Origin of the sequence: Streptomyces sp. NPDC058284 (assembly GCF_042881135.1) — a bacterium.
Lineage (GTDB): Bacteria > Actinomycetota > Actinomycetes > Streptomycetales > Streptomycetaceae > Streptomyces.
Genome location: NZ_JBHVYE010000023.1, coordinates 1 through 22546 on the forward strand (window position 1 = coordinate 1; position 22546 = coordinate 22546).

Consider the following 22546-nt stretch of genomic DNA (forward strand, 5'->3'; position numbering starts at 1 on the left):
CCCATTGTATCGTGACACCCCCTCGGCCCGCCGGCGCCCCCCTAGTAGTGCGGGCCGGTAACCGCCACACTCCGCAAAACCCCGGACGCCCCCGCCCACCCCCAAAGACACCGGCCCACCGAACGTCTCCCGTTCATGAACGCCACATGGCAGTCCCATTGCGCCACCCTCCACTCCCTTGAGCCCCCACCCGAACCACCGCTACGTTCAAGAGGTCAGGTCGACAGCACGTCGAAGACTTGGCCGTGTGCCCGAGTGGTTGAGGGGCTGGACTGCAAATCCAGTTACGCGGGTTCGATTCCCGCCACGGCCTCTCTCTTTCCGTTTGGTTCCTGTAACAGGCATCGAAACACGCCCAGTTGGGCCGACATACTCCCGGAACAGGACTCACGTGCCACGAGTCCACACGGTTCCAGGGAGGAAACTTGCGCGACCACGTGAAGAGAGCATGCGCGGCGACCGTAGCCGCGGCCGCCGCCATGGCTCTCACGGCGGGTATGACGGGCCCCGCAGCGGCCCGGCAGGACGGGGACGGGCCGTTACGGCCCGGGACCAACAGCAACAGCACCCGCGACAGCAACAGCACCCGCTCCGACGCCTTCGCGCCACGCACCACTACACACCGACTCACCCTCCTCACCGGCGACCACGTCACCGTCGACCCCCAAGGCCGCGTCACCGGTTTCGCCCCGGCGAAGGGCCGCGAACGCGTTCCCGTCCGTACGCTCCGCTCGCCGGGCGGCCACACCCTCGTACTCCCCGCGGACGCCCAGCGCCTGATATCCGAGGGACGGATCGATCAACGGTTCTTCGACGTAACGGAGTTGAGCGAGAAGCGCAACCGTGCGGCTCAGGCGAAGGCGAAGGGCCTCAAGCTGATCGTCGGCTACAAGGGCAGCGCCGCCCACGCCAGGGCCGGCCTGCGCGCCACCGGCGACACCACCGTCCGCCGGACCCTGAAGTCACTGAACGCCGACGCCGTCACCACCCCGAAGCAGGACGCGGCCGACCTGTGGAAGACCCTGACCGACGGCGTCGGCGGCAAGGGCATCGAGCACGTCTGGCTCGACGGGACCCGCGAGGCCACCCTCGACAAGAGCGTCAGGCAGATCGGTGCCGACAAGGCGTGGGACGCCGGGTACGACGGCAAGGGCGTCAGGATCGCCGTCCTCGACTCGGGCGTCGACACCACCCACCCCGACCTCCACGGCCAGGTCGTCGCCGAGAAGAACTTCTCCGCCTCCCCCGACCTGAAGGACCGCGTCGGCCACGGCACGCACGTCGCGTCGACCGCCGCGGGCACGGGGGCCAAGTCGGGCGGCAAGTTCAAGGGCGTCGCACCCGGCGCCGAGCTCATCAGCGGCAAGGTCCTCGACGACGACGGGTTCGGTGACGACTCCGGGATCGTCGCGGGCATGGAGTGGGCGGCGGCCGAGGGCGCCGACGTCGTCAACCTCAGCCTCGGCGGCGGCGACAGCCCCGATGTCGACCCGCTCGAAGCGGCGGTGAACAAGCTCTCCGAGGAGAACGGCATCCTCTTCGCCGTCTCGGCGGGCAACGACGGCAGGCCCGGGTCCGTGGGCTCGCCGGGCACCGCGGACGCCGCCCTGACCGTCGGCGCGGTCGACGACAACGACAAGCTGGCCCCGTTCTCCAGCCGGGGTCCGCGCGCCGGTGACGGTGGGATCAAGCCCGACGTGACCGCGCCCGGCGTGGACATCACCGCCGCGGCCGCCCCCGGCTCCGCCATCGAGAAGCAGGTCGGCCAGAACCCGGAGGGCTATCTGTCGATCTCCGGTACGTCGATGGCGTCCCCGCACGTGGCGGGCGCCGCGGCACTGCTCAAGCAGCAGCACCCGAAGTGGACGTACGCCGAGCTCAAGGGCGCGCTCACCGCCTCCACGAAGGACGGCGGCTACCGGCCGTTCCAGCAGGGTTCGGGCCGTATCGCGGTGGACCGGGCCATCGGGCAGACCGTGATCGCCGAACCCGTCTCCGTCAACTTCGGCATCCAGGCGTGGCCGCACACCGACGACGAGCCGCTCACCAAGAAGGTGACGTACCGCAATCTCGGTACGGATGACGTCTCCCTCGACCTCAGCATGGCGGCTGCCGGGCCCGAGGGCGACCCGGCCCCGGCAGGCTTCTTCTCGCTCGGCGCCGAGAAGGTGACCGTCCCGGCGGGCGGTACCGCCTCGGTGGAGCTGACCGCGGACTCGAAGCTCGGCGGCACCGTCGACGGCACGTACTCCGCGTACGTCATGGCGAACGGCGGCGGCCAGTCCGTACGCACCGCCGCCGTGGTCGAGCGGGAGATCGAGCGGTACGACGTGACGCTGAAGTTCATCGGCCGCGACGGAAGGCCCGCGTCGAACCACGCGTCGTCGCTGTCGGCCATCACCGGCGCCGACAAGGGCCTCAACCTGTTCCCGGACTCCTCGTCGGCGACGTTCAAGGCGCGCCTGGCCAAGGGCAGTTACCTGCTCGACGCGGCGATCTACGTCGACCCCGAGAACGGCGACAAGGGCGTCGACTGGCTCGCCGGTCCCGCGCTGGTCGTCGACAAGGACACGACGGTGACCGTCGACGCCCGCAAGACGAAGCCGGTCGACATCACCGGGCCCGACCCGTCCGCCGAGCTGGTCTCCATGGACGGCCGCTACAGCTACGCGGGGTACGAACTCGGCGCCCTGCGCGTCACCGCCTTCCAGCACATGCGCACCGCCCACCTCGGCCCCCAGGCGCCCGATGGCCTCGGCCAGCAGTGGCTCGGCACCTGGCTGAAGGGCGCCGACACCCGCTACGACATGGTCATCGGCGGCCCCGTCAAGAAGCTCGCGACCGGCTACACCCGGCACCTGAAGCCCGCCGACTTCGCCACGCTCAAGGTCGGCACGGGCGCCTCCTCGCCCGGCCGCTCGGGCTCCCTGTTCGTCGCCGGATACCAGCCGCAGGCCGGCGGCATCTCACCGATCCTGACCCCGCAGCCGCTGCCGCGCACCAAGACCGTGCACGTCTCCGCGCTCGACGGGACGCGGTGGGGCATCGACTTCTCGCAGTACGGCGACAAGGACGCGGACGGCGACCCGGTCCTGGAGGGCAGCTACTCGATGCCCCCGGAGACCTACAAGGCGGGCGGTACATACGCCAGGACGTTCAACACCGGCGTCTTCGGCCCCGCCCTCGGCAAGGACCTCGGCCTCTTCCGCGAGGGCGACAGGATCGGCGGCCGGCTCCCCGTCGCCGCCGACGGCAAGGGCCACCCGGGCTGGAGCGCGTACGCCTCGGCGAAGTCCACCCTGTACCGGGACGGCACGAAAATCGCCGAGAACGACGATCCGGTGTCCGGCTCCGAGACCTTCAGAGTCCCGGCCGACGAGGCGGAGTACCGGCTGACGACCTCCGTGACGCGCGATCCGAGGACGGCCGCGGCCTCCTCACGCATCGACGCGAGCTGGACGTTCCGGTCCAAGAACACGGGGACGGAGAAGGTCCGGCTCCCGGCGTCCACGGTGCGGTTCGCGCCGAAGCTCGACCTGTCGAGCCGGGCCCCGGCGGGCGCCACCCAGTCCGTGCCGGTGAAGGTACAGGGCTCGGCGGCGGGTCCGGGCAACCTCAAGTCCCTTGCCGTGTACGTCTCGTACGACGACGGCCGGACCTGGCAGAAGACGCCGGTCCGGGACGGCAGGATCTCCGTGCGGAACCCGGCGAAGGGCGAGGGAATCGCCTTCCGCGCCACCGTCACGGACAAGGACGGCAACAAGTCGACGCTGTCGGTCCACGACGCGTACCACGGCAAGTAGCCCCGCGCCATTGAGCCCGGGGCCCGCCCCGGCACACCCGGCGGCCCGTCGGAACCCCGCGGTTCCGGCGGGCCGTCACGTCGCTACGGCCGCCTGCGGGCGGATCGGGAGGCGGTTGACCGGGCGGCCCGTCGCCGCGCGGACCGCGGAGGCGATGGCCGCCGGGGACGTCACGACCGGGGCCGCGCTGGCCGCCTTCGCGCCGAAGGGGGCCACGACATCGCGCTCCTCGACCAGCTTCACGATGCGGATGTCGGGCGTGTCCAGGGCGGTGGGGAGCGCGTAGCCGGTGAGGTCCGGGTGGCGGACCAGGCCGCGGGGCGTGCGGAGGTTCTCCGTGAGCGCGGCGCCCACGCCCTGGGTGACGCCCGCCTCGATGCGGGCCCGCAGCTGGGCGGGGTTGAGGACGCGGCCCACGTCCTGGGCGACGGCCAGCTCCACGACCCGTACGGAACCGATCTCGATGTCGACGTCGACGACCGCGCGGATCGCGCAGAACGCCATGCCCACGAAGGCGTCGCCCTGCCCGGCCTCGTCGAGCGGCTCGGTCGGGTGGGGGCGGCACTGGGCCGTGGCCCACAGCTCCTTGCCCTCCAGGGCCTCGGTGACGGTCGTGGACAGCACGCCGTCGTACGAGGTGATCTTGCCGTCGGTGATCTGGAGCAGCTCGGTCGACATGCCGAACTTGTGCGCGAGGGGCTGGAGGAGCTGGGTGCGGACCATCTTCGCGGCCCGTTCCACCGCGCCGCCCGACACCCAGGTGTGGCGGCCGCGGCAGCTCGGGCCCGCCGGCGGCTGGTCGGTGTCGACGGGCGCGACGCTCACGTCTTTGATGCCGAGCGTCTCCTGGACGATCTGGCGGGCCAGTGTGGTGAAGCCCTGGCCGGTCTCGACGGCCGCGCAGATCACCGTCGCCGCGCCGTCGTGCACCTTCACCGTGGCCGTGGAGACCTCGTCCGTGCCCTCGGCGCCGAGGAGCTGGACCATGCCGAGGCCGTAGCCGACGCCCCGGCGCACGGCGGCCGGATCGCCCGCGCCCTCGGGGCCGCCGGGCAGCAGCCACTCGTCCTCGGGGGTGTCCTTGGGCAGCTCGGGCAGCGGGAAGTCCCGTACGGCGGCGAGGAGTTCGGCCACCGGGGCCGGGCAGGTCACCGTCTGCCCGGTGGGCAGGATGTCGCCGGTCGCCATGGCGTTGCGCAGCCGCAGCTCGGCCGGGTCGACGCCCAGCTTCTTGGCGATCTTGTCCATCTGGGCCTCGTACGCGGCGCACACCTGGAGGGCGCCCTCGCCGCGGACGTGCCCGGAGGGCGGGTTGTTCGTACGGACCGCCCAGCCCTCGATGAAGGCGTTCGGCACGACGTACGGGCCGCAGGCGAAGGAGACGGCGGCGGCGAGCGCCTCCGACGACGTGTCCGCGTACGCGCCCGCGTCGAGCAGGATCTGCGCCTCGACCTTGACCAGGCGGCCCTCGGCGTCCGCGTGGTGGCGGTAGCGCAGGAGGGTGGGGTGGCGGTGGGCGTGGCCGAGGAAGGACTCCTCGCGGGTCGCGGTCAGCTTGACCGGGCAGCCGGTGCGCAACGCGAGGAGGCCGAGCGGGAGTTGGAAACCGGCGTCCTCGCGGTCGGCGGTCGCGCCCGGGACGCCCGTCACGACGACCTTCACGTGCTCCGGTGCGATGCCGTAGCAGGCGGCGGCGCGGTCGCGGTCGGCGTGCGGGTCGGTGGAGGCGACGTACAGCTCCACTCCCCCGTCGGGACGCGGCACGGCGAGGCCCGCCTCGGCGCCGATCGGCGCCGGGTCCTGGCGGCCGATGCGGTACAGGCCCTCGACGACGATCTCGCCCGCCACCTCCGGGTCGCCGTGGCGGAGCGGGATGTGGCGGATCAGGTTGCCGTCGGGGTGGAGCGGTTCGGCCTCGAACGCCTTCTCCGGGTCGGTGACCGGTTCGAGGACCTCGTACTCGACGATGACGGCGGCGGCGGCCATCCGCGCGGTGTCGGGGTGGTCGGCGGCGACGGCGGCGATGGGCTCGCCGTGGTGGCGTACGACGTCGGAGGCGAAGACCGGCCGGTCCGGCGTCCGGCGGCCGTGCAACGCGTCGCCGGGCACGTCCTCGTGGGTGACGACGGCGTGCACGCCCGGCATCTGAAGGGCGTGGCCGGTGTCGATGGAGACGATGCGCGCGTGCGCGTGCGGGGAGCGCAGGACCGCGGCCCAGAGCAGGCCCTCGGCCCACAGGTCGGACGCGTAGGGGAAGGTGCCCTCGGTCTTCACCCGGGACTCCGCGGACGGCAGGGACGAGCCGACGCCGTGCGGCGGCTGCTCGGCGCCCTCCTCGGCGGCGTCGGGCGCGGTCGCGGTGGTGGCTTCGGTGCTCACGCGTGGCCTCCGTCCTGGCCGTAGGGGCCCTGCGGTCCTTCGGGTCCGTGTGCGTCGTACGGGCCCGCCTGGTGCGGGATGCGGGCCGTCCCGCCGTGCTCCTCGTAGGCGGCGGGCTCGGCGGGTTCGGCTGGTTCGGCGGCGGCCGCTGTCGCCTCGCGCTCGGCGACCACCTCGCGCACGGCGTCGAGCACACCGCGGTAGCCGGAGCAGCGGCAGAGGTTGCCGCACAGCGCGCGGCGGGCCTCCAGGTCGCTCGGGGCGGGGTTGCCCTCAAGGAGGTCGTGCACGGTCATGGCCATGCCCGGTACGCAGAAGCCGCACTGCACCGCGCCGCACTTGGCGAGCGCCCGCTGTACGTCGGAGGGCCGGCCGTCGGCGGCGAGACCCTCGACGGTGCGGACCTCGCTGCCCGCGGTGGTGGCGGCAGGGACCAGGCAGGAGGCGACGAGACGGCCGTCCACCTGGACGTTGCAGGCCCCGCACTCGCCCTGCGAGCAGCCGTCCTTGGCCCCCGCGAGACCGAGCCGCTCACGCAGGACGTAGAGCAGCGACTCGCCGATCCAGGCGTCGGTGACGGGACGGTCGGTGCCGTTCACGCGCAGGACGTAGGAGACGAGGGGGTGGTCGTCGTGGAGGGGGTTGGGGGCGATCTCGGGTGCGGGCGACTCGTCGGCGTCGGTGACTTCGGTGACGTCCGAGGTCTCGGTGACGTCCGAGGTCTCGGTGACGTCCGGGGTCTCGGTGACGTCCGAGGTCTCGGTGACGTCCGGGGTCTCGGTGACGTCCGGGGTCTCGGCGGCCTCGAGGGGTGCCACAACCTCGGCGGGCTCGGCGGGCTGCTCGGCGGGCTCGTCCGCCGCTTCCGCCACGACGTCCGCTTCGTCCGCCACGGCGCCCGTTTCGTCCGGCGCGACCGCTTCTTCCGTCGATACGTGCGCTTCGTCCGGCTCAGCGGCGGGCTCGGGCTCGGGCTCGGTCTCCGCCACGACCTCGGCGGGCTCGTGAACCGGCTCGTGAACCGGCTCGTGAACCGGCTCGTGCACCTGCTCCACAAGCGGCTCGGCGGCGAACTCGTCCTCGGAGGGAACGGGCGGCACGGGCGGCTCGGACGGTACGCGGATCGCCCGCAGCAACTGCGTCTTCTCGAACCGGTTCTCCGGTTCCTCCGCGGCCGGGACCGGGGTCGAGGCCGGGGCGGGAGCGGGTTCCGGCGCCCGGAGCGTCTCCTGGACGCCCTGCGGCACCTCCGGCGGGACCTGCCGCAGAGCCTCCTGCGCCTGCACGCCCCACGGCACACCGGCACCCGCACCCGCACCCGTCGCCCACGGCGCGGGCGCGCCACCGGGCAGCGTCGCGGGAGGCGTGCCGCCCCACGTGGACAGCGACGAGGCGGTGAACTCGCCCGACTCGTCCGGCAGATCGCCGTCGGCGACCGGGATCGACCACTGCCCGGTGACGTCGGAGGCGGGCGCGGGCGGCCCGGCGGGCTCCTGCCCGTACTGCTGGTGCGCGTAGTCCTGCCCGTAGTCCTGGCCGTATTCCTGCTCTTGGCCGTACTCCTGCTCGTACCCCTGGCCCTGCTCGTACCCCTGGCCCTGACCGTGGGCCTGGGCCTGGCCGTGGCCCTGCATGTGCCCGTACACCGGCGACCGCGGCGCTTCCGCCTCGCCGAAGTTCCACTGGCCGGTCGCCCGCGGGTCGTACCCGTGGCTCTCCGCGTGGCCCTGCACCGTGTCCGCGTCGGGCCACCGCACCCCGCGTCCGCCGCCGGGCACGCCCGTCACCTCGGGCGGCATGACCCACGCGCCGGTGGCCGCCGGATCGGTGGCGTCGCTGGTGGTGGGGGTGACCGTTATCTGCGGCGGGACGTAGCCGTGGCCCGGCGCGGCGAGCGGGGCGTCCAGCATGCCTTCGGGGAGCTGGACGAACGCCGTGGCGTCGGAGTCGTACTCGCCCTGCGGATGCGGCTGCCAGCCGCCGCCGTTGTGGGTGTTCTGGTCGTCGCTCACGACAGCGCCCTCCCCAGTGCTCGTCGGGCCAGCGCGGCGACGGTGCGCCGCAGGTGCAGTACGGCGGGGGACAACGGCTGTTCGGTGCCGTCGGCCGCCGGGGGCTGCTCCGGGATGCAGGCGGCGGCGACGTACTCGCCGAAGGCGGTGACCGCCTCCGGGACGAGGCTGCCGCGCTCGCCGTCCCAGTCGATCAGGGAGGCGACCCACTCCTCGGCCTCCAGGGGCCGCAGCGGCATCGGCGCGATGGCGCCGACCGCGCAGCGCACGCCGCGCCGCGCGGGGTCGAGGACCAGCGCGACGGAGGCCGTGGCGCGGCCGGGCCCGGTGCGTCCCGTCGCCTTGAGGAAGACCTGGGGGGCGTGCAGCAGCGGGACGCGCACGAAGCCGATGAGCTCGCCGGGGCGGAGCATCTCCATGCCGGTGAGCAGGTGGGAGACGGGGATCTCGCGGCGGGCTCCGCCGGGTCCCGCGATGATCAGGACGGCTTCGAGGGCGGCGAGCACGGGCAGCGCGTCGCCGGTGGGCGCGGCCGAGGCGATGTTGCCGCCGAGGGTGCCCGCGTTACGGATCTGGGGCGGGCCCGCGGCGCGCGCGGCGGCGGCCAGCGCGGGGATCAGCGCGGCGAAGTCGGGGCGGCCCATGCGGGCGTGGGTGAGCCCGGCGCCGAGCAGGGCGTGGCCGTCCTGGTACTGCCAGCCGCGGATCTCGCTGATGCGGCCGAGGCCGACGAGGGCGGCGGGGCGCAGCTGCCCCGAGTTGACCGAGGCCATCAGGTCCGTGCCGCCGGCGACGGGCACGGCGGCGGGCATGGCGGTGAGCGCCGCCACGGCCTCGTCCAGCGTGGCGGGCAGCTTCACCGATTGCGGTGTCCGTGCCGCCTGCGGTGCGTGCGTGCTCAAAACCGGCTGCCCCTTCCCGATGCCCGGCCGCCTACTCCACGTACAACGCGTATGTGAAGTGCTCGCCGTTTCGCGACGTGTCACCGTTACGCCTGTTCCGCCGTACGGTACGTGCTCACAACCCGGACGTGGCAACTCTGGCACATCTTCCCGGGGGCCCGACGCGGGGGTCCAGTAGGAGGCATTCGTCCCCGGTACGGGGAATGTGCCGGTTTCTTGGGCCCTGCTCTGCGTTGACGCTTCCGGCGGCCCACGCTCTCGCGCGGGCCGCCGGGAGTACGCACCCGGGGCCGCCTCACACGTTCGGGGGCGCTCCCTCGATCGGGCGTCCGAGATCCCTGTTCGTCAGCCCTTCGGGGGCCGGGCGCTGCTGGTGCGGCAACGGTCCCGTCGGCGGGCGGTAGTCGACGCCGAGGGCGTCAAGTCGCGCGTAGTGGGTGGCCATTCGCCGCTCGAAGTCCGCGAAGTCCCGCTCGGCTGAGGCGGGCAGCCTGCGCCACGCCACCTCGCAGAAGGCGGCGAGCCGCGGGAACACCTGGTAGTCGACGCGTCCCTGGTTCTCCATCACCTCGGTCCAGACGTTGGCCTGGGTGCCGAGGACGCGGGCCGCCTCCTCCTCGGTGAGCTCGGCGGGGACGGGCTCGAAGCGGTAGACGTCCTCCAGGGTGCGGATGAACCCGATGGGCATCGGCTCGTCGGGGCCGCCGTGCTGGCGGTGGTCGAAGTACACCTGCTGCTCGGGGCACATGACGACGTCGTGGCCCGCCTTGGCCGCGGCGACACCGCCCCGGTAGCCGCGCCAGGAGGCCACGGTCGCGCCCTCGGCGAGGCCGCCCTCAAGGATCTCGTCCCAGCCGATGAGCCGCCGGCCGCGGGCGGCGAGCCAGCGGTCGAAGTGCCGGATGATCCAGCTCTGCAGGCCGTCCTCGTCCTCGACGCCCAGTTCCTTGATGCGAGCCTGCGCCTGCGCCGACTCCTTCCACTGGTCCTTGGGGCACTCGTCGCCGCCCACGTGGATGAAGGTGGAGGGGAAGAGGTCGAGGATCTCCTCGAAGACGCCTTCGTAGAAGCGGAGTACGTCCTCGGTCGGGGCGAGGACGTTCTTGCTGACGCCCCAGGTGTCCCAGACGGTGAGCGCCTCGGTGTCGACGACGTCGGTGTTGCCGAGGTGCGGGTAGGCGCTGATGGCGGCCTGCGAGTGGCCCGGCAGGTCGATCTCCGGGACGACGGCGATGTGCAGGGAGTCGGCGTACGCGACGATCTCGCGGATGTCGTCCTGCGTGTAGTAGCCACCGTGCGGCCGCTCCTCCCAGAGCGGCGAGGCGCGGTGCCCCCACTTGGAGCGGGCCCGCCACGAACCGGCCTCCGTCAGCTTCGGGTGGCGCTTGATCTCCACGCGCCAGCCCTGGTCGTCGGTGAGGTGGAAGTGGAAGACGTTGAGCTTGTGGGCGGCGAGCAGGTCGAGGTAGCGCAGGACCCCGTCCTTCGGCATGAAGTGCCGTGACACGTCGAGCATCATGCCGCGCCAGCCGAAGCGGGGGGCGTCCTCGACGACGCCCGCGGGGACGGAGTACTCGGCGTCCGGCCGCAGCCGCGCGCGGCGGAACGCGTCGGGGCCGAGGAGCTGGCGCAGCGTCTGGGCACCCCAGAAGACACCGGCGCTCGCGCCGCCGCGGATCTCGACGCGGTCGCTGTCGATGGTGAGCCGGTACGCCTCAGGCGCCAGCGAGTCGTCGACGCGCAGGGAGAGGGAATTGGCCGCGTCCTCGGCGCCCTGGGCCGCTGCGGGGAACGGCAGGCCGAGCGCGGCGCCGAGGGTGGTGCGCAGCCACCGCTCGGTGGTTTCGGTGCCGGGGCCGCCGTGGAGCGTGGTGGAGGCGTCGATGACGAAGGAAGAGCTCTGCGTGGCCTCGGCGCGTGCGGGCGCCGGGATGAGTTGCCCAAAGGTCATGGCGCCCAAGGCTGTCACGCGATTGCGCAACGCAAAAGGGGCGTTGCGCCGCGCGCAACGCCCCTCGGGCGAAGGGACCCCACAAGGGGCCGAAACGGACGATCAGGACTTGCTCATGCTCATGCGAGGCAGAGACAGAGACACAGACAGAGACAGAGACACAGACAGAGGCAAGGGAGGGCCGGCTACTTCTTGCCGCCCTTGCCGTCCTTTCCGCCCTTGTCCTTGTCGCCGTCGGAGTTCATGGACTCGTAGATCTCCTTGCACATGGGACAGACGGGGTACTTCTTCGGGTCGCGGCCGGGGACCCACACCTTGCCGCAGAGCGCGACGACGGGGGTGCCGTCGAGCGCGCTCGCCATGATCTTGTCCTTCTGGACGTAATGCGCATAGCGCTCGTGGTCGCCGTCACCGTGCGACACCTGCGGCGTCGGCTCTACGAGGGTCCCCGTACCTGCCCCGCGCTCGGGCTCGGGCTCAAGAGTGCTCATAACGGCCAAGGGTACTCACGGTGGGGGGTTGACGCTGGGCCCGCACCACGGCTCCCTCAGGGGCGCGGGGAACTGCGCACCCCGTCCCCGGCGACCCGCACACGAAAGGAGCCGGTGGCGAACACGTGCAGGACCAGCCCCGCACCGGCCACTCCCGCCGCCACCCAGGGCAGATCCCCCGCCCCCAGCCCCGCGGACAGCGCGAGCCCCGCCCCGGCCGACCCCACCGCACTGCCCAGATAGAGCGCGGAGTTGTTGAGCGCGAGAGCCACCGTGCCGCGTTCGGCGCGGAGCGACAGGAGGCGGTGCTGCTGGGGGACTTGGAGCGCCCAGCCCACCGCACCCCACAGGACGAGCGCGGGAAAGGCCCCCGCACCGAGCAACGGAAGCGCGCCGATGGCGAGGACCAGCGCCGCCATGAGGCCGCCGACCAGCACCACCGCCCGCCCCGTACGGTCCACGAGCGGCCCCGCGAGAACACTGCCGATGACCCCGCCGACACCCCAGGCCCACAGGTACGGCGCGACATCCCCCTCCCCCACGCCGCCCGTGGCATCGAGGACGGGAGCGAGGTACGTGTACAGGCCGAGGCTCGCGACCGCCCCGAGGAAGGAGACGCCGACGACCGGCACGACACCGCGGTCGGTGAGCGCCGCGAGCCTGGCCCGCGCGGGCACCGGCGGATCGGCGGGCACGGCGGGCAGCCACACGGCGAGCCCCGCAAGCGCGAGCGCCCCGAGACCGGTCACGCCCCACATCGTGGCGCGCCACCCGGCGTGCTCGGCGAGCAGCACCCCCAGCGGCACCCCGAGCACCGTGCCCGAACTCATCCCGCCCATGACGAGCGCGAGGGCCCGCCCGCGACGCTCCCCCGGCACCAGCGAGGCGGCGGCGGCCGTGGACAGCGCGGAGTAGACCCCGGCACCGGCACCCGCGACGCCGCGGGCGAGGAGCAGCACCGCGAGGCCCGGCGCGAGCGCGGTCAGCGCGTTGCCGAGTGTGAAGACGGCGAGCGCGCCGATGATCAGCGCCCGGGGGCGTACGCCTGACGCCATCCCCGCGACGAGCGGGGCGCTCACCGCGTACGCGAGGGTGAAGACGGTGACCATCTGCCCCGCGAGCGACACCGTCGTGCCCAGGTCCCCGGCGACGACCGGCAGCAGCCCGGCCATCACATAGGCATCGAGCCCCAACGTGAAGGCCCCCAACATCAGCAGCCACACTTTGCGCACGCCACTCAACTCCCTCGTACGGTCACGTTTCAGCACCGGCAGGCACGCCGGGAGAGGGAAACGTAGGAGGCCTCCGCATCGCCGGGGAAATGCCCGGAGCGCCCATTTATGCTTGGGCAGCATGGATGGCGTGAATGGCGCAGATGGCACAGATGGCACAGATGGCACAGATGGCATGGATGGCATGGATGGCATGGATGGCACGGACAGGGCCGACGGCACCGCTCAGGAAGGTCCCGTCGCCACCCCCCTCCTCCGCACCGTCGAGCTACGCCACCTCCGAGGCTTCCTCGCCGTCGCCGACGAGTTGAGCTTCACGCACGCCGCCGACCGGCTCCGCGTGGGGCAGCCCGCGCTCACCCGGACCGTGCGCGCCCTGGAGGAGGCCGTCGGCGCCCGGCTCCTGGAGCGCACCACGCGCCGCGTCGTCCTCACCGACGCGGGCCACCGGCTGCGGGACGACCTCGCCCCGCTCCTGACCCGCCTCGACGCCACCCTGCGCGCGACGTGCGCCGAGCCGCCCCTGCTCCGGCTCGGCTTCACCTCCGTGCTGCCCGAGGCGTGCGTCGCGCTCAGCGCCGCCTTCAAGGCGTCGACCGGCGCGGGCGTCCGCCTGGTGCGCCGGGACGCCCCGCTCGCGGGCCTGGCCTCGGGGGCCTGCGACGTGGCGGTCGTACGCGGCGAGATACCGCCGGGCAGCACGGTGCGCTCACGCGTGCTGCACCACGAGCCCCGGGTGGCCGTCGTCGCCCGCGGCGCCGCCGAGTTCGCGGGCCGCCGCGTCGTGGACTGGTCCGAGCTGGCGGACGTGCCGCTCGTCGTGAACACCGTCACCGGCACGACCCGCCCCGACCTGTGGCCCGCGTCCCGCCGGCCCCGGCTCGCCTGCACCGCCGACAACTTCGACGAGTGGGTGGAGGCGGTCGCGGCGGGCCACGGCGTGGGTGTGGCGCCCGAGCCGGTGGCCCGCAGACACTCCCACCCGGGCCTGCGCCGCGTACGCCTGAAGAACGCGCCGCCCGTCACCGTGCACCTGGCGGTCCCGGCACGCGACGCCCACCCGCTGGCCGAGCGGTACCTCCGGCAGGCCGGTCAGTTCAGCGACGGGTCGTCCGGATAGGTGGCGACCATCGCCAGCTCACTGCGCTGCCGTCTGAGCACCGCCCGCCACAGCCGCTCCGGGTCCGGGGACGACACGTCGCCGGGCTCGGACTCGACGACGTACCAGGCGCCGTCCTCCAGTTCGTTCTCCAGCTGGCCCGGGCCCCAGCCCGAGTAGCCGGCGAAGATCCGCAGCGAGCCGAGGGCGGAGGCGAGGAGCTCCGGCGGGGCCTCCAGGTCGACGAGGCCGATCGCGCCGTGCACGCGCCGGAAGCCGACGGGGTCCTCACGGCCCGCGCGCGAGCGGGCGCCCGCCCGGGGCGCTCCCTCGTCGCCGGGGATCACCGCGATGCCGAGCGCCGAGTCCAGCGAGACGGGGCCGCCCTGGAAGACGACGCCGGGCGCGCCCGCGAGCTCTCCCCAGCCCTCCAGGATGTCGGCCACCTCCACCGGCGTCGGACGGTTCAGGACCACGCCGAGCGAGCCCTCCTCGTCGTGGTCGAGGAGCAGCACCACCGCACGGTCGAAGTTGGGGTCCGCCAGGGCCGGCGTGGCCACGAGCAGCCGCCCTGTGAGCGAGGACACCTCGGTCATGGACCACATGATCCCGCATCTTCGCCCCGCGCGGGGAGCCAATGCGCATACCGGAGTGAACGCAGCTCAGGGGCGAAAGGGGCAGGTGGAGCGCCTGGCGGGGACGGTGACCTGGAGTGTCCGGTTCCGCACGGTTCGTGTTGTCACGAACTCATGACCTGTTCTGGGTGCCTTGGCCTTACGGAAGGGGGGTACGCGGCCATTACGCTTGCCCTTTGGTCCCCCCGTCCATCCAATCGGAACGCGAGATTCATGACCGTCACCGGCACCGAAGACGTACTGCTTGTCCATGGCGGAACCCCGCTGGAGGGCGAGATCCGTGTCCGCGGCGCGAAGAACCTCGTGCCCAAGGCCATGGTGGCCGCGCTGCTCGGCAGCGCTCCGAGCCGGCTGCGCAATGTCCCGGACATCCGGGACGTCCGCGTCGTACGCGGCCTGCTGCAGCTGCACGGCGTCACGGTCCGCCCCGGTGAGGAGCCGGGCGAGCTCATCCTGGACCCGTCGCACGTGGAGAGCGCGAACGTCGCCGACATCGACGCCCACGCGGGCTCGTCGCGCATCCCGATCCTGTTCTGCGGCCCCCTGCTGCACCGTCTCGGCCACGCCTTCATCCCGGGCCTCGGCGGCTGTGACATCGGCGGCCGGCCGATCGACTTCCACTTCGAGGTGCTCCGCCAGTTCGGCGCGACCATCGAGAAGCGCGAGGGCGGCCAGTACCTGGAGGCCCCGCAGCGGCTGCGCGGCACGAAGATCAAGCTGCCGTACCCCTCCGTCGGCGCCACCGAGCAGGTCCTGCTCACCGCCGTCCTCGCGGAAGGCGTCACCGAGCTCTCGAACGCCGCCGTCGAACCCGAGATCGAGGACCTCATCTGCGTCCTGCAGAAGATGGGCGCGATCATCGCGATGGACACCGACCGGACCATAAGGGTCACCGGTGTCGACAGCCTCGGCGGCTACAACCACCACGCCCTCTCGGACCGCCTGGAGGCCGCCTCGTGGGCTTCCGCGGCCCTGGCGACCGAAGGCAACATCTACGTCCGCGGCGCCCAGCAGCGCTCGATGATGACGTTCCTGAACACCTACCGGAAGGTGGGCGGTGCCTTCGAGATCGACGACGAGGGCATCCGCTTCTGGCACCCGGGCGGCTCGCTCAACGCGATCGCCCTGGAGACGGACGTGCACCCCGGCTTCCAGACCGACTGGCAGCAGCCGCTCGTCGTGGCCCTGACGCAGGCCGCGGGCCTCTCCATCGTCCACGAGACGGTCTACGAGTCGCGGCTCGGCTTCACCTCCGCGCTCAACCAGATGGGCGCGCACATCCAGCTCTACCGCGAGTGCCTCGGCGGCTCCGACTGCCGCTTCGGCCAGCGCAACTTCCTGCACTCGGCGGTCGTCAGCGGCCCCACGAAGCTGCAGGGCGCCGATCTGGTCATCCCCGACCTGCGCGGCGGCTTCTCGTACCTGATCGCGGCCCTCGCGGCGCAGGGCACGTCCCGCGTCCACGGCATCGACCTGATCAACCGCGGCTACGAGAACTTCATGGAGAAGCTCCAGGAGCTGGGCGCGAAGGTCGAGCTCCCGGGCAAGGCCGCGCTGAGCTGATCCGGCCCGGCCGGATGATTCCGTTCCGGCCGGCGTCCGAGGCCATGTTGTAGACGGCACGCAAAAGGGGCGGTCACCCACCGGGTGACCGCCCCTTCTCGCTGCTCGGGGCTACTTGCCCTTCGCCGCTTCCTTCAGCTTGGAACCAGCCGAAACCTTGACGCTGTAACCGGCCGGGATGTTGATCGGCTCACCGGTCTGCGGGTTGCGGGCGGTGCGAGCGGCACGGTGGGTGCGCTCGAAGGTCAGGAAGCCGGGGATGGTGACCTTCTCGTCGCCCTTGGCAACGATCTCGCCGACGGTCTCGGCGAACGCGGCCAGCACGGCGTCGGCGTCCTTGCGGGTCACCTCTGCGCGGTCGGCCAGCGCGGCCACCAGCTCACTGCGGTTCATGTTTGTACTCCCGTGTTCTTTTGCCGTTGAGGCGTGCCACGCGGCAGGGCCGCATGATGGGCACAGCGAAGACGATGCTGCCAGGGTCCTCGGACAGTCCCCGGACCCGGGTCTGACGTCAGACCCTCGCGCCCGATTACGCATCCTGCCCCCACCTGCGGCGGGAAAGCCAATCCGGTGCCCCCGGGGGTCACACGAAAAGCGTCCGCCACCCCTGGAAAGAAGGGGTCGGGGGCCTGCTGCCAAGCCACCCTAGAGGGGCCTTTCGGGCCCGGGTTCCGCGACGCGCCGTGCCGCTAGGCCGTGGCACCCGTCACAACGGCCCCCACGGCCTTCGCGGCGGTGCGCACGGCACCGGCCACGGCGCCCGCGACCTTGTCGTTGAAGACGCTGGGGATGATGTAGTTGCGGTTCAGCTCGTCCTCGGCGACGACGTCGGCGAGGGCGCCGGCGGCGGCCAGCATCATCTCCGTGTTGACCGTACGCGACTGGGCGTCCAGGAGGCCGCGGAAGACGCCGGGGAAGACCAGGACGTTGTTGATCTGGTTCGGGAAGTCCGAGCGTCCGGTGGCCACGACCGCCGCCGTCTGGCGGGCGATCGCCGGGTCGACCTCGGGGTCCGGGTTCGCGAGCGCGAACACGATGGCGTCGTCGGCCATGGCGGCGACGTCCTCGCCGCCCAGTACGTTCGGCGCCGACACGCCGATGAAGACGTCGGCGCCGACGACGGCCTCCTTGAGCGTGCCGGTGAGGCCCTCGGGGTTGGTGTTGTCGGCGATCCAGCGCAGCGGCGAGTCCGCCTCGTGGGAGACCAGGTCCTCGCGGTCGGCGTGCACGACGCCGTGGATGTCGGCCACCACGGCGTTCTTCACACCGGCGGCCAGGAGCAGCTTGAGGATGGCCGTACCGGCCGCGCCGGCGCCGGACATGACCACGCGCACGTCGCCGATGTTCTTGCCGACCACGCGCAGGGCGTTGGTGAGGGCGGCGAGGACGACGATGGCCGTGCCGTGCTGGTCGTCGTGGAAGACCGGGATGTCCAGGGCCTCGCGCAGGCGGGCCTCGATCTCGAAGCAGCGGGGCGCGGAGATGTCCTCCAGGTTGATGCCCGCGAAGCCGGGGGCGATGGCCTTGACGATCTCGACGATGGCGTCGGTGTCCTGGGTATCCAGGCAGAGCGGCCAGGCGTCGATGCCCGCGAAGCGCTTGAAGAGGGCCGCCTTGCCCTCCATGACCGGCAGCGCGGCCTTCGGGCCGATGTTGCCGAGGCCGAGCACGGCCGAACCGTCCGTTACGACCGCAACGGAGTTGCGCTTGATGGTCAGGCGGCGCGCGTCCTCGGGGTTCTCGGCGATCGCCATGCAGACCCGGGCGACACCCGGGGTGTAGATCATGGAGAGGTCGTCACGGTTCCTGATGGGGTGCTTGGACTGCATCTCGATCTTGCCGCCGAGGTGCATCAGGAACGTACGGTCGGAGACCTTGCCGAGGGTGACGCCCTCGATGGTGCGCAGCTGCTCGACGATCTCGTCGGCGTGCGTGGTGGAGGATGCCGCGATCGTCACGTCGATCCGCAGCATCTCGTGGCCGGAGGCCGTGACATCGAGGCCGGTGACCGAGCCCCCGGACGACTCGACGGCCGTGGTCAGCTGGGAGACCGCCGTGCCACTCGCGGGCACCTCCAGCCGGACCGTCATCGAGTAGGAGACGCTGGGCGCCGTTGCCATGGCCGACTTCCTCTGCTTTCACCTTGTAGCTCTTGCCGTCCGATGGTCGCACCTACCGCCGAGTACGTGGTAGCCGCCCCGGATTGAGAACGTTTTGTTCATCGGCTGTAGCGCTTCATTTCGGAAACCTGTTTCCACCATACGAGAAGTAGGGGCTTCTGTGGAAGGGGCCTCCGGAAACGACGGGCCTCCGGAAACGCGGAAGAGGTCCACGTCACTGGTGACGTGGACCTCTTCCTCAAGTTCATGACACCGACCCGCCATGCTCGCCTCGCGGCAAGTGGTCGCTCGTAGCGACGATGGTTGGGCCCGGGGGCTTGGATCGGGCCGGTGCCACATCCAAGGTAACAAACGAACCCCGTAAGGCAATTCCCCTCCCGGGAAGCCGCTCCGGTCAATCTCTCAGCAGATCCGGCACACCGTCCGCGTCCGGCTCGTCGCGCTCCCCCGAAAGGACCGTGAGCTGCTGTGTCGCGCGGGTCAGCGCCACGTACAGGACGCGCAGGCCCGCGGGGGACTCGTCGGCGATCTCCGCGGGCGATACGACGAGCGTCGCGTCGTACTCCAGGCCCTTGGCCTCCAGGCTGCCGAGGGCCACGACGCGCTCGCCGAGCCCCGCGAGCCAGCGGGCCGCCTGCTCGCGCCGGTTCATCGCCACGACGACACCGACCGTGCCGTCCACCCGCTCCAGGAGCCGGGCCGCCTCCTCCCGTACGGACGCGGCGAGATCCCCGTCACGTACGACGCAGAAGCGGGGCTCGACGCCGGTCGAACGGACCGCCGACGGGGACTCGGCGCCCGGCATCGCGAGCGCGAGCACCTTGGCGGCGAGTTCCGCGATCTCCGCCGGGTTGCGGTAGTTGACGGTGAGGGTGAAGCGGCGGCGCGGGCGGGTGCCGAGGGCCTCGTCGCGGGCCGCGGCCGCCTCGTCCGGGTCGGACCAGGACGACTGGGCGGGGTCGCCGACGACCGTCCAGGTGGCGTGCCGGCCGCGGCGGCCGACCATGCGCCACTGCATGGGGGTGAGGTCCTGGGCCTCGTCGACGATGACGTGGGCGTACTCGGTGCGCTCGGCCGCGAGGCGTTCGGCGCGCTCGCGCTGGGTCTCCTCGCGCTGCGGCATCAGCTCTTCGAGGCCGGTGAGCAGGTCGAGCGGGTCGAGTTCGCGCTTCTTCCTGGGCCGGTGGGGCGTGCCGAGGATCGCCTGGAGCTCGTCGAGGAGCGCCACGTCGTGCACGGACAGGGCGTCGCGCCTGAGGGAGCGGGCGACCTTGCGGACCTCGCCGGGGTTCAGGACGCGGCGGGCCCAGCGGCCCAGGCGCCGCTCGTCGCCCATCGCGGCGAGCACCCCGCGCGGGGTGAGCTCGGGCCACCAGGCGTCCAGGAAGTGGATGAAGTCGTCCTCGGACGAGACGTCGTCGTCGAAGGAGGAGCGCAGTTCGGCGGCGAGTTCGGGGTCCGTGTGGCGGCCCGCCGCGCCCGACTGGGACCACAGGGCGTCAAGGAGGAGCTTGCGGGCGCGCGGACGCAGCAGGTTGACGGGGGCGGTGCCGCCGAGCGCGTTGCGGCGGATGCGGTTCAGCTGGCCCGCGTCCAGTTCCAGGCGCCGCCCGAAGACGACGACGCGGAGGCGGGTGGGGGCGCCCTGGGGCGCGGCGGCGTTCCCGTGGCCGGCACCGGAGCCGTGCCTGTCGCCTCCGTCACCCTCGCCGCGCTCGTCGCTCTCGTCGCTCTCATCGCCGAAGGCCAGCTGCCCCTGCGGCTCGCGCTCCCGCTCCCTGCGGGCGGCCCCCGATGACGTCTCCAGGGCGCCCCGTGCCGCCCTGCGCAGCACCGTGAGCATCCGGGACGAGCCCTTGACGCGGGCCACCGCCGGGGAGTCGTAGACGGTCGCCTCGACCCCGTCGACCAGCGAGCCGACAGCGCGGATCGCGACCTGGCCCTCCTCGCCGAGGGAGGGCAGGACGCCCTCCGTGTAGGCGACGAGGAGCGGGGTCGGGGAGACGATGAGGATGCCGCCCGCGTACCGGCGGCGGTCCTGGTAGAGCAGGTACGCGGCGCGGTGCAGGGCCACCGCCGTCTTGCCGGTGCCGGGGCCGCCCTCCACGTACGTCACCGACGCGGCGGGCGCGCGGATCACCATGTCCTGCTCCGCCTGGATCGACGCCACGATGTCCCGCATCGAGTGGCTGCGGGCCTGGCCGAGCGCGGCCATCAGGGCGCCGTCGCCGATCACCGGGAGCTCCTCGCCGTCGAGGCGGGCGGTGAGCTCCGGGCGCATCAGGTCGTCCTCGACGCCGAGGACCTTGCGGCCCTTGGAGCGGATGACGCGGCGGCGCACGACGCGGCCCGGGTCGACCGGGGTCGAGCGGTAGAAGGGCGCGGCGGCGGGCGCGCGCCAGTCGATGACCAGCGGGGAGTAGTCCGCGTCGAGGACCCCGATGCGGCCGATGTGCAGCGTCTCGGCGATCTCCGCGTACTTGCCGGTGTCGTCCTCGCGGACCGCGCCCTCCGCCGGTTCGACGGCCGTGTAGGCGCCGTCGGGCCCCTTCTTGCCGTCCTTGCCGAGGAGCAGGTCGATGCGGCCGAAGAGGAAGTCCTCGAACTCGTTGTTGAGCCTGTTCAGATGGACGCCGGCCCGGAAGACCTGGGCGTCCCGCTCGGCGAGCGCGCCAGGCGTACCGACCTGGGAGCGCTGGGCAGCGTCGTTCATCAGGAACTCCGCCTCGTGGATCTTCTCCTCGAGGCGCCGGTAGACCTGGTCGAGATGTTCCTGTTCGACGCTGATCTCGCGCTCGCGTACGTCGGCCACCGAGGCCCCTTTCACACCGTGCTGCTGCCCGTATTGAGCAGCCGTCCACCTTAAGCGAAAGGGGCCCGCCCTGTGCACTTGTCGTGCGCTACGCCTCGACCTCCACCAGACGTTTGCCGTCGAACGTGGTCACTTCGAAGTGGTCGATGTCGTTGCGGTCCATGGCGGCGCCCCCGTGGACGTACAGCGGGCCGCGCGCCCATTTGTCCGGGCTGTCCTTGACGCCGTACCCCCACTCGGGCACCGACCAGCTGGTGACCGTCTCCTTCTCGCCGTTCTTGCCGACCGCGATCAGCGAGCACTTGAGGGGGCCCTTGACGTTCTTCAGCTCAAGGACGGCGTGCGTGCCCCACGGCTTCTTCTCCGTGCCGACCGTGGCGCTGACCTTGGTCGTCGGGTCGGTGGCCCGCCATTTCTCGTCCATGTGGTGGAAGAAGGCGTCCTCGGCGGGGCTGGTGGGGTGCGGGTCGGCCAACGCGTCCGGCGAGCCGCCGTCACCGGTCAGCGCGAGGACGGCGAGCGGGCCGCCGACGATCAGCGCGACGGCCGCCGCGACCAGGTACAGGCCGCGCCTGCGCCCGCGCTCCCGCTTGGCGGCCACCTCGTCGGCGAGGCGTTCGGCGAGGCGGGGGCCCGGCCGGGTGCCGAGCGGCTCGGCCGACGCCGGTACGCCGGGCGAGCCGGCCGCGAGCGCCGCCAGCATCGGCTCCATGCCGGAGAACTCCTCCAGCTGCCGTCGGCAGATCCCGCACCCGGCGAGGTGCCCCTCGAACCGGGTGGCCTCCGCGTCGTCCAGGATCCCGAGGGCGTAGGCGCCGACGGTCTCGTGGAGCGCGTCGTGGTGGCCTGCGTCGTGGTGGCCAGCGTCGTGGTGGCCCGCGTCGTGGTGGCCGTGGAACTCGCTCATGTCGTCACCCCCCGCTCCTCGAGCGCCAGCTTCATCGAGCGGAGCGCGTAGAACACCCTCGAACGGACCGTCCCGCTCGGTATACCCAGCGTCTGCGCCGCCTCATTGACCGTACGCCCTTTGAAATAGGTTTCGACAAGTACCTCTCTGTGCGCGGGAGTCAGGTCCTCCAACGCGTCCGAGAGAGTCATCAGCCACAGCGCCCTGTCGATCTCGTCCTCCGCGGGAATGACCTCCAGTGGCGACGGGTCGACCTCCTGCGGCCGGGCCTGCCGGCTGCGGTGGCCGTCAATGACGATGCGCCGTGCGACCGTCACCAGCCAGGGGCGTACCGAACCGGTCGCCCTGTTGAGCTGACCGGCGTTCTTCCAGGCACGGATGAGCGTTTCCTGCACGACGTCCTCGGCGCGCTGCCGGTCACCCGCCACCAGCCGGAGCACGTAGGCGAGAAGGGGCCCCGCGTGCTCCTGGTAGAGGGCGCGCATCAACTCCTCGTCCGGGCCCGGGGGCCGGCCGAGACGATGTCGGTGCGGCTGCGGGCGCTCATCGGCCACGGCGGAATCCTTGCGCACGCGTACCTCCGGTGTCCGCGCTTTGGCGGGGTCGGGCGGGTCTCACGTCGGAGGTACGTACGGGGAGT

Annotated in this window: 15 protein-coding genes and 1 tRNA gene; 4 read left to right on the forward strand and 12 right to left on the reverse strand. The window is 72.2% G+C overall.

The features are described from left to right. Positions 1–241: 241 nt before the first annotated feature. Both ACFVYR_RS27485 and ACFVYR_RS27490 read left to right on the forward strand, forming a co-directional pair. Positions 242–313, forward strand: a tRNA-Cys gene (locus ACFVYR_RS27485). Positions 314–425: 112 nt separating this feature from the next. Then, positions 426–3803, forward strand: a complete 3378-nt coding sequence (locus ACFVYR_RS27490) for a S8 family serine peptidase (protein ID WP_384254896.1) — start codon at positions 426–428, stop codon at positions 3801–3803. 75 nt (positions 3804–3878) lie between these two features. Here the strand turns inward: ACFVYR_RS27490 and ACFVYR_RS27495 are convergent, their stop codons facing one another. The 6 genes from ACFVYR_RS27495 to ACFVYR_RS27520 form a co-directional block, all read right to left on the reverse strand. Continuing rightward, positions 3879–6182 (reverse strand): xanthine dehydrogenase family protein molybdopterin-binding subunit, encoded by a 2304-nt coding sequence (locus ACFVYR_RS27495; protein WP_384254899.1) that lies wholly within the window; start codon positions 6180–6182, stop codon positions 3879–3881. Then, positions 6179–8194, reverse strand: a complete 2016-nt coding sequence (locus ACFVYR_RS27500; RefSeq protein WP_384254902.1) for a 2Fe-2S iron-sulfur cluster-binding protein — start codon at positions 8192–8194, stop codon at positions 6179–6181. Before ACFVYR_RS27500 ends, ACFVYR_RS27495 begins: the two co-directional genes overlap by 4 nt. Continuing rightward, entirely contained in the window at positions 8191–9096 is a 906-nt protein-coding gene (locus ACFVYR_RS27505) for an FAD binding domain-containing protein (RefSeq protein ID WP_384254904.1), read from the reverse strand. The genes ACFVYR_RS27500 and ACFVYR_RS27505 overlap by 4 nt, the downstream gene beginning before the upstream one ends. A 295-nt stretch (positions 9097–9391) precedes the next feature. Beyond that, entirely contained in the window at positions 9392–11047 is a 1656-nt protein-coding gene (locus tag ACFVYR_RS27510; RefSeq protein ID WP_384254907.1) for a beta-N-acetylhexosaminidase, read from the reverse strand. A gap of 185 nt (positions 11048–11232) precedes the next feature. Beyond that, the gene (locus tag ACFVYR_RS27515) at positions 11233–11538 is read right to left on the reverse strand and encodes a DUF3039 domain-containing protein (RefSeq protein WP_384254910.1); all 306 of its coding nucleotides are present in this window, start codon (positions 11536–11538) and stop codon (positions 11233–11235) included. Between the two features lie 56 nt (positions 11539–11594). Further along, on the reverse strand, positions 11595–12770 hold the full coding sequence (locus ACFVYR_RS27520) for an MFS transporter (RefSeq protein WP_384254913.1): 1176 nt from the start codon (positions 12768–12770) through the stop codon (positions 11595–11597). 184 nt (positions 12771–12954) lie between these two features. On the opposite strand from ACFVYR_RS27520, the gene ACFVYR_RS27525 reads away from it, so the two are divergent. After that, the gene (locus ACFVYR_RS27525; protein ID WP_384254916.1) at positions 12955–13890 is read left to right on the forward strand and encodes a LysR family transcriptional regulator; all 936 of its coding nucleotides are present in this window, start codon (positions 12955–12957) and stop codon (positions 13888–13890) included. Here the strand turns inward: ACFVYR_RS27525 and ACFVYR_RS27530 are convergent. Continuing rightward, the gene (locus ACFVYR_RS27530; protein ID WP_384254919.1) at positions 13863–14465 is read right to left on the reverse strand and encodes a YqgE/AlgH family protein; all 603 of its coding nucleotides are present in this window, start codon (positions 14463–14465) and stop codon (positions 13863–13865) included. The two genes, ACFVYR_RS27525 and ACFVYR_RS27530, sit on opposite strands and share 28 nt — an antisense overlap. A 252-nt stretch (positions 14466–14717) precedes the next feature. Between ACFVYR_RS27530 and murA the strand changes: the two genes are divergently transcribed. Further along, a complete protein-coding gene (gene murA / locus ACFVYR_RS27535; RefSeq protein ID WP_384254922.1) occupies positions 14718–16067 on the forward strand; it encodes a UDP-N-acetylglucosamine 1-carboxyvinyltransferase in 1350 nt (449 codons plus the stop codon). 111 nt (positions 16068–16178) lie between these two features. On the opposite strand, the gene ACFVYR_RS27540 is transcribed toward murA, so the two are convergent. From ACFVYR_RS27540 to ACFVYR_RS27560, 5 genes are all read right to left on the reverse strand, one after another. After that, on the reverse strand, positions 16179–16460 hold the full coding sequence (locus ACFVYR_RS27540) for an HU family DNA-binding protein (RefSeq protein ID WP_016645140.1): 282 nt from the start codon (positions 16458–16460) through the stop codon (positions 16179–16181). 296 nt (positions 16461–16756) lie between these two features. Further along, positions 16757–18187, reverse strand: coding sequence for an NAD-dependent malic enzyme (locus ACFVYR_RS27545; RefSeq protein WP_384254926.1), 1431 nt, complete (start codon positions 18185–18187; stop codon positions 16757–16759). Between the two features lie 394 nt (positions 18188–18581). Next, positions 18582–20999 carry a HelD family protein gene (locus ACFVYR_RS27550; protein WP_384254929.1) on the reverse strand — a complete coding sequence of 806 codons (2418 nt, stop codon included), beginning with the start codon at positions 20997–20999 and terminating at the stop codon, positions 18582–18584. An 88-nt stretch (positions 21000–21087) separates the two neighbouring features. Then, positions 21088–21906 (reverse strand): anti-sigma factor family protein, encoded by an 819-nt coding sequence (locus tag ACFVYR_RS27555; protein WP_384254932.1) that lies wholly within the window; start codon positions 21904–21906, stop codon positions 21088–21090. Further along, positions 21903–22478 carry a sigma-70 family RNA polymerase sigma factor gene (locus ACFVYR_RS27560; protein ID WP_384254935.1) on the reverse strand — a complete coding sequence of 192 codons (576 nt, stop codon included), beginning with the start codon at positions 22476–22478 and terminating at the stop codon, positions 21903–21905. The genes ACFVYR_RS27555 and ACFVYR_RS27560 overlap by 4 nt, the downstream gene beginning before the upstream one ends. Between the last annotated feature and the right edge of the window lie 68 nt (positions 22479–22546).